This is a genomic window from Halomonas sp. KO116 (assembly GCF_000734975.2).
In the GTDB taxonomy this organism is placed as follows: domain Bacteria; phylum Pseudomonadota; class Gammaproteobacteria; order Pseudomonadales; family Halomonadaceae; genus Vreelandella; species Vreelandella glaciei.
On record NZ_CP011052.1, the window covers coordinates 1,071,873 to 1,083,566 of the forward strand.

The following is an 11,694-nucleotide window of genomic DNA, read 5'->3' on the forward strand; positions in this document are numbered from 1 at the left end:
CACCATGACAATGTGGGTGCCTTCGCTCGCTGAGTTTTCTGGTTCACGCTATCGCGCTATTGCCAGCGCCATTGAAGCCGCTATCCAGGCAGGTGAACTACTGCCTGGGGAGCGCTTGCCGCCCCAGCGCCGTTTGGCCGATGCGCTAGGGGTGACCATCGGCACGGTAACCCGGGGTTACACTGAAGCTGAACGCAGCGGTTGGGTCTCGGCACGGGTGGGTAGCGGCACCTATGTGAGGAGCAAAACGCAAGACAACGCTGTTAGCCTGACGTTTCCCGCTGATGAAACGGTCGGTGTGATCGATTTAAGTCTTAGTCTGCCTCCGCCCCACCCGTTGCGACAGTCGCTGTTGAGCGAAGCGCTGTTCGCCTTAAGCCAATCCGGGGCAGCATTAGCGCGGGGTGTGACCTACCAAGAGTCCCAGGGGCGTCGCGAGCATCGTGAGGTGCTGGCTCGCTGGTTAAATACCTTAGGCATGCCTCTGATGGCTGATGAACTGCTGATCACCCAAGGTGGCCAACACGGCATTAGTTTGGCGCTCAGCACCTTGCTACGGCCGGGCGAGCTACTGGCTGCCGATGCCTTGACCTACCCCGGTGCCATCAGCGCAGCGCAGCAATTTCATCTCAAGTTGGTAGGGATTGGTCAAGACAGCGAAGGGATGCGCATGGATCTGCTGGAGGCGCAGTGTGCCCGGCAGCCGCCGAGAGCGATTTATCTTACGCCGGAGCAGAACAACCCCACCGGCGCGTGTTTAAGCGCGCCGCGTCGTGAACAGCTGGTGGCGCTGGCGAGGCGCCATGATATTTGGCTGATTGAAGACGGCGTGCAATATCTACCCGCTGAGCAGCGTGGTACGCCTCTTTACAAGCTTGCGCCAGAACGCACACTGTTTGTGTTTAGCACCGCTAAAGTGTTGGCGGGGGGCTGCGAATTGGCGTGCTGCGGGCGCCTAAAAGTTTGCACGAGCGGTTAGCGACTGGCCTGCGCGCCCAGAGTTGGATGGTGCCGCCGCTAATGGTCGACGTGGTCTGCCACTGGATTAACCAAGCCGCGGCGGAAAAGCTACTTACCTGGCAGACTCAAGAGTTAGCGGAGCGTCAACAGTTGGCCGCCCAATGGCTGCAAGGGTTTACCCTAAGCGGGCGCTCCCACAGCAGTAATGTATGGTTGACGCTGCCTGAGGGAAGCCGGGCCGTAGAGCTGTGTGACCGGCTACTGCAGCGGGGCGTTAAGGTAAGCAGCGCGGAGCCTTTTTGTGTGGGCAGCACGCCAGCACCCCAAGCCATCCGTCTATGTGTTGGGGCCGCGGCGGATCGCAGCGAGCTCATTCAGGCATTGGGCATTGTTGCCGCCTGTTTGGGCGAGCGTCCGTTAGCCCCCGCCACCTTGTGAATTATTCATAGCGGTCTTTCCAGGCTTGATGGCTTATCTGGTCTTTAAGCATTTCAAGAATGTCATACATCACCTGCTCGGTAACGCGATTGCTGCCTTCGTCAACCGTTAGCCAAGTGTCGAAGCCGCTGTCGGCGGTGCGCTCAACTAACTGCCTAAACTCATCGGAATGAATACCTAACAGCAGCTCATCGACTAGTCGCTGGGCGACGCCACTGAGAGATGCCTCCATAGCACTGGTGGCCTGCTGCCCCATGGGCAGGCGGTTAAGGCGCTGAATCTCGGGGCTTTCCCGGAGCGTACGGCTAACCAAATCGCTGATCGCCGCCATAATGGACTGACGGTTGTGCTGGTACGCTTTGCCGATAGTGCTCTCCAACCGCTGCGCAATCTCATGAATCAGCTGCGACTTGCGAGGCATGATCACACGCTCAATCACGCGCTCGGTCAGCGAATCGCTGGCGCGTATCTGCTGCTGTACATTGCCCAATAGCCGTAGCGCGATACGGTCAGAAAGCTCCTCCAGCAGAATATCGTAATACTTGGCAACAAATTGATAGATATACCAGTGGGTAACATCAATAAGGCCGAGGCGATGCAGCCGATTGATTAACGATACCACGCGTAGAATACGCAGCAGGCGGAAGCCTGCGAGGGGAATGCAGCCCAGCACGTCATACCAGTGCACGAAGGGGTAGAAAAACCAGCGGTGGTAGCGCCGCTCGGCAATGGCAATTGACCAGCCCAACAGTACATCGGCGATAAAAAAGCTGACAAACACCAAGTCGATGGTGATAAAGCGGCTATGAATCACCTCATCGTAGAAAGTATGAAAACCGGGCGCGATGTTGGCGATACCTTGGTTGATAGGGTCAAGCAAAAACAGTGAGTCAAACAGCAGTAGCGAGAGGTTAATCACCACAAGCGTTAAAATGAAAAAATCCCAACCGATATGGGCATATTCGACCGCTTTAGGCAGGTGCGGGTAGCGTTCCCTGGCAGGCATGCGAACTCCTTATGGTGGGGCGTTACAACGGTTGTTACTGAGCCTGCGACTGATGCTGTTGTTGGGTCAACAGCTCTTCTTGCTCCGCCTGTTTGCGTAACTTTTTGCGCAGCGCTGCTTTTTCAAAGCGTAGTTTCTGCAGCGGTGTTGCCAACGTGAGTGGCGGTACGCTGGCGGGTTTGCCCTCAGCATCAATCGCGACCATGGTGAGGTAGCAGCTGTTGGTATGGCGGATTAGCTTATTGCGAATATCTTCGGCCACGACCTTAATGCCAATTTCCATTGATGAGCGGCCAACATGATTGACACAGGCTAAGAAAGTGACCAGTTCACCCACATGGATCGGTTGTTTAAACAGGACTTGGTCTACCGACAGTGTCACCACATAGTGACCTGAATAACGGCTAGCACAAGCAAACGCGACTTCATCGAGCTTTTTAAGAATAGCGCCACCATGCACTTTGCCGCTGAAATTCGCCATGTCAGGTGTCATTAATACCGTCATGGAGAGTTCGTGCTGCCCAGGCAGGGCAGTATTGATAGCGGTACTCGCGCTGGTTTCCGTCTCGGACATGCGGTGTTCCTTCTGTTATCACTGCCCGCCGCCCAAATGCCGGGCAAACTGAGCGGCGGGCAGTCATTGGCTGTTTTTTAAAACCACATTAGGCCAACTGAAATGATAATGCCGGTAATAAACAGCTGAATCAGGCAGAAGCCCATAATGTCTTTTGCCTTCAGCCCGGCAATAGCGAGTACCGGTAGCGCCCAGAAGGGTTGCAGCAGGTTGGTCCAGGCATCACCCCAAGCGACTGCCATGGCCACCCGTGAAATGTCGGCACCTAACGCTTGAGCCGCAGGGAGCATCACTGGTGCTTGTACGGCCCATTGGCCGCCGCCAGAAGGGACAAACAGGTTCACAATCCCAGCGCTGATAAATGACCAGAAGGGGAGTGAGCTGGCGGTGGCAAATGAGATCAGCCACTCAGACATGCTTTCAGCCAGCCCTGATTGAACCATGATGGCCATGATGCCAGCGTAGAAGGGGAATTGAATAACAATACCCGCACCGCCTTTGATCGCTTCATTCAAACTGTTGAGAAGGTTGCGTGGCGTGCGATGCAGAACAATAGCAAGGAACAGAAACAGGAAGTTAACGACGTTAAGGTTCAAGCCGCCGCCGCGCAGCAAAAAGTGATCAAGCAAGAACAGCACGCCAGGCACCCCTACAAGTAGGGAAAGGGTCAAGCTGTTTTCAAGACGTTCTGCCGGACGAGTAATGCGTCCTACCGGCTCTGGCTCGTCGTTCAGTACGCTGGGGTCGACGTAGACGCTATCCTTCTCATCCGGCAGCATCATACGGTTCACCAGTGGTATGGCGATAAACAGGCAGACCACAATGGCGAGGTTGAAGAAGGCGAAAATCGTTGAGCCGGTGCTAATGACGCCAATCTGGTCAGCGGTAAAATGGCCTTCGGTGGCGATGGTCAAGGGGATCGAACCTGCCAAGCCGCCGTGCCACACCACAAAACCCGAGTAGGCACTGGCAACGAGGAGCCGATAGTCAACGCGAATCAGCCGGGCCAGCTCTTTAGCAAACAGCGCGCCGACCACAAGACCAAACCCCCAGTTAATCCAGCTGGCCGCCAAGGAAACCAGCGTCACCAGAATGATGGCGCCACCGGGCGTTTTAGCCGTACCAGCGATTTTTTGCAGGATACGTTTTACCGGCGGGGAGCTAGCCAGCATAAAACCGGTAACCAACACCAGCAGCATCTGCATAGAGAACGTCAGTAAACCCCAGAAGCCATCGCCCCAGAAGCGCAGAACCGCTAGCGGTGTTTGGCGCTCAATGGCGATCGCGGCGACCGCGGCAATTAACGTCAGCAGCAGAACGAAAATGTACGGGTCGGGTAGATAGCGCTCCACCAGCTTTACGGCCGGTTTTGAGATCATTTTAAGCATGGGATGCTCTCTTTATTCATTATTAGAAAGTGCCTAGTCAGTGTCTAGGAGGTGCATAGCTAATATACGGGCGAGCGCGCTGTTTTTCACGTTGAAGCTGCCCGCTACATCTCACGTTAACGCAACTGCCATTAATGGCGGCCATCTTAGCACCAGTGTGTGCGCCGGTAGCGTCGATAATAATGAATGAGTACTGCCGAGCGAACCAGCGTAAAGAGCATGAATGCAAGCCATAGACCGTGGTTACCCAGTCCCTGAGTGATCCACCAAGTGGGTAGATAAGCGGCAAGACCGATAAAGATACTGTTGCGCATTTCACTAACGGCGGTGGTGCCAATAAATACGCCATCGAGTAGATAGCTCCATACGGCGATCAGCGGCATGATCACCATCCATGGTAGGTAGTGTGCTGCCGTCGTACGTACCTCTTCAAGACCAGTGAGAAGCGCAATTAGCGCATTGCCGCCTAGTGCGAACAGTAAAGCGGCAGCGCCAGCCGTCCAGAAAGAAAAAACCGCAGCGGCGCGCACGGTAGCGGCAAACTCACGCCAATCTTTGCGCCCATAGGCGCGCCCAATCAGGGATTCAGCCGCATGGGCAAAGCCATCCAGGGCATAGCTGGTGAGCATGATAAATTGCAGTAGCACGGCATTGGCGGCGAGCACCGTGTCGCCTTGGCGGGCGCCCTGGGCGGTAAAGAACGCCATGGCAAACAGCAGGCCAAGCGTGCGCACAAACAGGTTAGCGTTAACGTTGAATAGGGCTGTATAAGCCGCTAGGGCAAGCAAACGCTCGCGCAAAAAATGTCCTTCTAGCCTCGTTAATTGGCGCAGTACTAAATAGCTGCCAAACGCGAGCGCACTATAGTCGGCGATCACGCTGGCCCACGCTACGCCATTACTGGTCATCCCCAGGCCTACCACAAACCATAAATCCAGCACGATATTGACGCTATTGGTGAGCAGCAGAATCATCAGCGTGACGCGTGAGTTCTGTTGCCCCAAAAACCAGCCCAAAATGGCGTAGTTGGCAAGTACCGCTGGCGCTGACCAGAGACGGATGTGGGCGTACTCACGCGCTAAATCGGTGGCTACTTCACTACCATCCAATAGCCACAAGCCTAACGTAATCAGCGGAGAGGCAAACACAATCAGCAGGGTACCGATCACCAGTGCCATGATCAGCGACTGTCCCAGCAGGTTGCGCACATCCGTGTCGCTCTCACGGCCCATGGCTTGTGCGACTAATCCCGTGGTGCCCATGCGCAAGAAACCAAAGCCCCAATAGAGAAAGCTGAAGAGAGTCGCACCCAGGGTAACGCCTGCCAGATAGCGAGAGTCGGGCAGATGCCCAACCACGGCGGTATCGACCAACCCAAGTAGCGGAACGGTGATATTAGAAAGAATGATTGGCCAGGCGAGAGCCCAAATCCGCATTAGGCTTAAGCGGCCGTGATGATGCGGTACTTCTTCATCAGCTGCTCTTGGCTTTCGTGGCGTTCTGGGTCAAGGGGGATACAGTCCACCGGACAAACCTGCTGACACTGAGGCTCGTCATAGTGACCTACGCATTCGGTGCATAGGTTGGGGTCGATAACATAAATCTCCTCGCCTGGAGAGATCGCATCATTAGGGCATTCGGGCTCGCAGACGTCGCAGTTAATGCACTCGTCGGTAATCATCAGGGCCATGGGCATACCTCGCGTATACGTTCACACTCGGGCGATTGTACCGCAATACCCGAGTGTTTTACTCAACAATGGCGTTGGCTAGCTAGTGTAGTGCTTACGTAGCGCTTCGGCGACCTGTGGATGCACCAAGCGAGAAACATCGCCACCCAGCTTGGCAATCTCGCGCACGATGGTCGAAGAAATATATGAATTTTCAACCGCCGGGGTTAAAAAGACGCTTTCCAGTTCTGGATTTTGCGCCCGATTCATGTTGGCAAGCTGCAGCTCATACTCAAAATCGGAGACCGCGCGTAGGCCACGCAGAATAATCGTCGCTTCCTGCTCATGCATCATGGTGGTGAGCAGGTTGGAAAAGCCGATGACTTCCACGTTGGGTAACGACACACAGACCTTTTTGACCAGTTCCATGCGCGTTTCCAGGCCGAGATTGGGGCTTTTGCCGGGGCTTGCCGCCACTGCGATAACGACTTTGTCGAACATGCGCGCGCCGCGTTCAATGAGGTCGAAGTGGCCATTGGTGATCGGGTCGAAAGTGCCTGGATAGACGGCGATATTGATTTTGCCGCTGCTCATCACGATGTCTCCTCGTCCAAACGGCCAAAGGGATTGTCACTGGTGAGCGAAACCGCGTGGTCGTAACCGGGAATATGAATCCTGTCGGCATGAATATCCAACTCTGGGCCTTCCAGCACTGCTTCACCGAACTGGTAGCGCGGTGCGTAGTGACCATGGTCTGCCTGAGCAAGGTAGGCCGCTGCCGCTTCACGGGTAGTCTCGCGACGCTCTTTCCAGGCACTTACGGCGGCGGCTCCATGGCGCTGAGCCAGCAGGCGCTCGGTCACCGCAGGTGAGAGTACAACACCGGTGGCATTATTGCCGCCGAAGCCTTTGGCGTTAATAAAGGCAGCGTCCGCGCGAAACGTTTGCGCCGTTTGTGAAAAACGTAACCGCTCGGCATAGACGTCGTCAGCCACCGCATCCAGGGTTGGGATGCCGGGCAGCAAGTCGTGGGCAAAGCTGCCCAGGGCGCTTGCCAACTGGTCTCCCGCCGCGGAGCCTTGGGAGTGACCGATAAAGGCTTTGATGGCCACGACCGGCCAGTCGTTAATGCCGTTGGCGCGGGCGATTTCGTCGAATACATGGGATTCGGTAATGCGGTTTTTGGGGGTGCTGGTGCCGTGCGCATGCAAAAAGCTGCGCTCTTTAAGGGCTTTTTCACCCAGCATATCGCGCACCAGCGCCGTCGCTTTACCCAGGGTGATGTAATTACCAATCCCCGGCGCCGAAATCGAGCGCTTGTAACCGTCAGCATTGACGAATACGTCAGGCACCGCGCCGAGAATATCCGCGCCGACTTCCATTGCCAGCGCATCGTCCATCAGCAGCACAAACTGGCTGGCTTCCGCCATGGTAAAGCCGCAGTTGCGCGCAAAGGGGCGGCAGGCGCGCTGGTAATCGCTGTCGGTGAGCAGCTCCAGCGCATCCAGGGCTTTCAGGCCCGCGTCGTCGGCCAGCGCGCCCATGGCCCTGAAGCCCTCTATAATCTCCGGCGTAATGGGGGCGTCCGCGGTGCCTACCATCACCACACGGCGGCGTCCGGCCCGAATGTCGTCAATGCCCAGCCGCAGGTTGTAGAGAAAACTAGCGCAAGCGCCAAGAGCCGCCCCGGTGCCGCCCACGCTGCCGAGTACATAGGCATTCAAAAAGTCGGCGGGCATCTGACCATAGCCCAGCGGCATCTGCTTGGAGGTGGCACGCTGGCCGCTCACCAGGCTTTTCAGTAAGCCGCCCCAGCCCTGATCGTCTAACTGGCCAATGGAGTTACCTGCGTACACGGCAATATGATCCGGGTTTAACTGCTGACGCAGTGTCTCCCATGAGAGGCCGCTGGCGCCCAGGCAGTCGCTTGCGCCAAATACCGCCAGCGATAGGCCGCGGGGGTGGTGCACACTGCGGTAGAGGCTCGCCGGGTCAAAGCCGCTGGGTAGCTGAGCCGCCGCGCGAACCTTGGGTAGCTGGGCGTCAGGCAGCAGTACTTCAAGCACTCCGGCGGGCACACTGACTTCTACCTCGCGGGCATCAATATCGCGTACCTGCCAATCAGCGGGCAGATTTTCAGGCAGTTGGCGGCGGCGCAGGGTAAAACGTAGCGGCTCGGCCAACTGCATGCTGGCGTGCCGATTAGACGGCATGCCGGGATCTAGAAAGCGCGGGTCTTCATTGCGGCGGATCAGGGTGTGGTTCAATACCTGATCACGCAGCGACTGAGCCGGGGCCTCTATGGGGTGGCCTTGACTGTCGTGCCACCCTTTTTCGGAGTGCTCTACTAGGCGCATAAGCGCCGCCAAGCCTTCCAGTGTCTGGCGTTGCTGGTCAGCAGGGAGGGCATCAAGCACAGTGCGGCGGAAGGCCTGATGGCCAGAGGTTCTGCCAGCGGGGTTGATGCCGCCCATGCCGACAATCACCGGTAAGTGTGACAAGCCGGGTTCCTCGTGATGCGGTGGTGGTAATAACAATTATTGACAACGCTCTAAGCCAGTCATAGCTAATTAAATTATAGCTAAGTCAATTATAACTAGCTCTATTATGACCAAAGCGATGCGCTTAATAAGTACCTAATGCGTGATCATAGCACCGGCCACGCAACGGCGTCATGCCGCAAGCGCTCGAGACTGTTAGAATCACGCTTTTCAGCCGAGAGATGGCATGCAGCATAATTCTCGACCAGTGACCTCTAATCAGCCAGGCCCGCATCAGGATTTAGCGCGCCGGGTCAACCGAGCGCTCACGCATCCATTACGTAAACCGATCGCCGAGCACACGCAGCGCAACTTTGCGCAGGCGGCCGAATGGCTGGCGAGCCGCCAGGCACCGCTGATACTTGATTCCGGCTGTGGCGTCGGGGTATCGACACGCCAACTAGCGGCGCAGTTCCCCGGCCATGCCGTGATTGGCATTGATCGCAGTGAGGATCGTTTGGGGCGTGATCACGGCGAACTGCCACATAATGCACTGCTAGTGCGCGCGGATCTGGTCGATTTCTGGCGTTTGGCCTATCAGGCAGGCTGGGCGCCCGAGTATCACTATTTGCTTTACCCCAATCCTTACCCCAAAGCAGGGCATCTCAAAATGCGCTGGCATGGCCATGCGGTTTTACCCACACTGTTGGCGCTTGGTGGGCACCTTGAGCTGCGCTCAAATTGGTCGCTTTACATTGAAGAGTTTGCCTTGGCGGTGGCGCAGGTAACCGGCAAGCAGGCTGCAGTGGCTGAATTTGTACCTGAAGGTGACTATTTAACACCGTTTGAGGCGAAGTATGCTCAAAGTGGCCAAGCGCTGTGGTGGTTATGGGTTGATTTGGAGCGGATATGACGTTTGTTTATTTGGTATTGGCAATTGTGGCCGAAGTCATTGCTACGAGTGCATTAAAGGCATCTATGGGCTTCACACGTCCATTGCCGAGCGTTGTGGTGGTTGGCTACGGGCTCGCCTTTTATCTGCTTAGCCTGGTGCTGCGCACGCTGCCGGTGGGGGTCGCCTATGCGATTTGGGCGGGTCTGGGCATTGTGCTGGTCACCTTGGTCGGCATTGTGGTGTTTGGTGAAAAGCCCGACTTGCCGGCGGTACTGGGGATTAGCCTGATTGTGGCGGGTGTGGTTCTGCTGCAAGTGTTTTCCAAAATGAACGTGCATTGAGGTAATTTAATGGGTTCTTTTTTTACTGTTAAGCGTCTGCGGCGCTGGTCGCTGGTGTTCGGGATTGCCTCGCTGGCCCTGTGCACCAGTGCCAGCCTGTTCGCTGATTTCAACCGCCTGAGCCAACTGCAGAACAAAGGTTTCTCGATCAGTGCTGAAGCGCGCCTGCTTGACGCCGACACAGGCGCTAATGCGCTGCTGGGCAGCATTAATCCAGAGCGCCAGTTATCGCCCGCGTCTGTTACCAAGGCATACCTGGCGGCGGCGGCGCTGATCCGTTTTGGTCCTCAGCATCGTTTTACCAGCCAGCTAGTTAGCTCGGGCAGGGTTGAAGACAGAGCTGAAGGCGGTGTACTGCGTGGCGATTTAGTGTTTGAGGGCGGTGGCGACCCCGGCCTGACCACGGAAAACCTATGGCGCTTGGTGCAGCGTTTGCACTTAGCCGGGGTGCGTGAAATTGATGGCGCCTTGGTGGTCAGCCAGTGGCGGTTTGGGCCGGTTGACTGTATTACTACCGACCGCTGCGATGCCCTCACTCGGGTCACCAACGCCTACAGCGCGCCGCTTTCGTCAGCTGGCGTTAATTTCGGCAGTTGGTGTGTCAATGTCGCCCCCGCTGCTAGCGCAGGTGAGCCAGCCCGGGTGGGGCTGTGCGATAGCCAGACCTCGCTGATCACCATTGATAATCAAGTCGTCACTCGCCCAGCCAATAGCGGCACCGAGATTAGTGCTGAACGTATCACCGATGAACGTGGTGACGTGATGCGCCTGACGGGACAGATTTCGACCAATGCCACTGCCCGGGATGTTTATCGTGGCGCGGGCGATGCGGCCGAGAAAACTGCACAAGTGCTGATGGGTATGCTGAATCAGGCAGGGATTCAGGTAAGCGACTCATGGCGCGTCAGTTCGACCCAGCCGCCCAGCACGGCACAGCGCTTGGCCGCCGTCGATAGCCAGCCTCTGCAAGAAATATTGCTGCGCATCATGAACTACTCCAATAACTACATGGCCGATGTACTGGCGCTTGATCTGGTAGAAACGCCCCAGGCGCAGTTACGCCAGGCAGGCCAAGCCATTGAGTCTTATGTGCAGCGTCTTCCTGGGCATGGGCCATTAACGTTGTATAGCGGCAGCGGGCTGACGACGGAAAACCGCACATCGGCTCAGGGGATTAACGTGATGCTGGAAGACATGTTTCGGCAGAGCGCGCTGTTTCCAAGCTTTGTGGCCGCTTTCCAATCGCCAGCCAACGGCGTTATGCGCTTTATTCGGCGTGGCTCAACCACGTTTCAAAACAATGTCATGTTAAAAACCGGTACGCTGAATCAACCCTTTGCTGTGCGCGCCGCGGCGGGCTATTTTCGCACCGCGCAAGGACGCTGGGGAGTATTTAGTGTCATGGTCAATGGTAGCGGCAGTACGCCGTATTTAAGCTGGACTGAGGTGCTGGATCCATTATCACTGGATTTGGACGCCATGATTTTAGCGAACTGATTTCCCTTTACGCTCACAAGGTGAGGCGACCTGCATGAAACCAGGGCATACCGGTTTAACCCATTTGGTCCACTCCACGCGCTATTCGTGGAAGGGGCTTAAGGCCGCGTTTAGAAACGAGGCAGCCTTTCGCCAAGAAGTCGTGATTACTGCGTTGTTACTCCCCTTCGCCTGGTGGATAGGGGACAGCATCATCAGTTGGCTACTGCTGGTGAGTAGCCTGTTTTTCGTATTGATCGTCGAGCTCTTGAACAGTGCGATTGAAAACGTGGTTGATCGCATTGGCACTGAGCACCACGAGCTTTCTGGCCGGGCCAAGGATATTGGCTCCGCCGCTGTTATGCTGTCACTGATGATGGCTGGCCTTACCTGGGGGCTATTGGGTTGGGAAAAGTTTTATAGCTAAGCTGGTTTAAGAGCTGAATATTTTTAACACGCTGGACAGC

At 56.2% G+C, this 11,694-nt stretch carries 13 protein-coding genes; 6 read left to right on the forward strand and 7 right to left on the reverse strand.

What is annotated here, in order from left to right; all coding sequences use genetic code 11:
* The first annotated feature begins 4 nt into the window (after positions 1-4).
* Both KO116_RS05025 and KO116_RS26180 read left to right on the forward strand, forming a co-directional pair.
* Entirely contained in the window at positions 5-979 is a 975-nt protein-coding gene (locus tag KO116_RS05025; RefSeq protein ID WP_327050447.1) for an aminotransferase-like domain-containing protein, read from the forward strand.
* On the forward strand, positions 964-1,398 hold the full coding sequence (locus KO116_RS26180; RefSeq protein WP_327050448.1) for a hypothetical protein: 435 nt from the start codon (positions 964-966) through the stop codon (positions 1,396-1,398). Before KO116_RS05025 ends, KO116_RS26180 begins: the two co-directional genes overlap by 16 nt.
* A 1-nt stretch (position 1,399) precedes the next feature.
* Here KO116_RS26180 and KO116_RS05030 read toward each other — a convergent pair whose 3' ends face one another.
* From KO116_RS05030 to KO116_RS05060, 7 genes are all read right to left on the reverse strand, one after another.
* Positions 1,400-2,404, reverse strand: coding sequence for a hypothetical protein (locus tag KO116_RS05030; protein ID WP_035562017.1), 1,005 nt, complete (start codon positions 2,402-2,404; stop codon positions 1,400-1,402).
* Between the two features lie 34 nt (positions 2,405-2,438).
* Entirely contained in the window at positions 2,439-2,978 is a 540-nt protein-coding gene (locus KO116_RS05035; RefSeq protein ID WP_035562020.1) for an acyl-CoA thioesterase, read from the reverse strand.
* Positions 2,979-3,055: 77 nt separating this feature from the next.
* On the reverse strand, positions 3,056-4,366 hold the full coding sequence (locus KO116_RS05040; protein ID WP_035562022.1) for a short-chain fatty acid transporter: 1,311 nt from the start codon (positions 4,364-4,366) through the stop codon (positions 3,056-3,058).
* A gap of 146 nt (positions 4,367-4,512) precedes the next feature.
* Positions 4,513-5,802, reverse strand: a complete 1,290-nt coding sequence (locus KO116_RS05045) for an MATE family efflux transporter (protein WP_035562024.1) — start codon at positions 5,800-5,802, stop codon at positions 4,513-4,515.
* Between the two features lie 5 nt (positions 5,803-5,807).
* A complete protein-coding gene (locus KO116_RS05050) occupies positions 5,808-6,056 on the reverse strand; it encodes a YfhL family 4Fe-4S dicluster ferredoxin (protein WP_008957577.1) in 249 nt (82 codons plus the stop codon).
* Between the two features lie 78 nt (positions 6,057-6,134).
* Complete coding sequence (gene coaD, locus KO116_RS05055; protein WP_035562027.1) at positions 6,135-6,629, reverse strand: pantetheine-phosphate adenylyltransferase; 495 nt, start codon at positions 6,627-6,629, stop codon at positions 6,135-6,137.
* Entirely contained in the window at positions 6,629-8,509 is a 1,881-nt protein-coding gene (locus KO116_RS05060) for a beta-ketoacyl synthase (RefSeq protein ID WP_035562474.1), read from the reverse strand. Before KO116_RS05060 ends, coaD begins: the two co-directional genes overlap by 1 nt.
* Positions 8,510-8,762: 253 nt before the next feature.
* On the opposite strand from KO116_RS05060, the gene trmB reads away from it, so the two are divergent.
* The 4 genes from trmB to KO116_RS05080 are packed head-to-tail and all read left to right on the forward strand — an operon-like array spanning position 8,763 to position 11,654.
* Complete coding sequence (gene trmB / locus KO116_RS05065; protein ID WP_035562031.1) at positions 8,763-9,428, forward strand: tRNA (guanine(46)-N(7))-methyltransferase TrmB; 666 nt, start codon at positions 8,763-8,765, stop codon at positions 9,426-9,428.
* Positions 9,425-9,751, forward strand: a complete 327-nt coding sequence (locus KO116_RS05070) for a DMT family transporter (RefSeq protein ID WP_035562033.1) — start codon at positions 9,425-9,427, stop codon at positions 9,749-9,751. The genes trmB and KO116_RS05070 overlap by 4 nt, the downstream gene beginning before the upstream one ends.
* A gap of 9 nt (positions 9,752-9,760) precedes the next feature.
* On the forward strand, positions 9,761-11,248 hold the full coding sequence (gene dacB / locus KO116_RS05075; RefSeq protein ID WP_035562035.1) for a D-alanyl-D-alanine carboxypeptidase/D-alanyl-D-alanine endopeptidase: 1,488 nt from the start codon (positions 9,761-9,763) through the stop codon (positions 11,246-11,248).
* A 34-nt stretch (positions 11,249-11,282) separates the two neighbouring features.
* On the forward strand, positions 11,283-11,654 hold the full coding sequence (locus tag KO116_RS05080) for a diacylglycerol kinase (protein WP_008957571.1): 372 nt from the start codon (positions 11,283-11,285) through the stop codon (positions 11,652-11,654).
* The last annotated feature ends 40 nt before the right edge of the window (positions 11,655-11,694 follow it).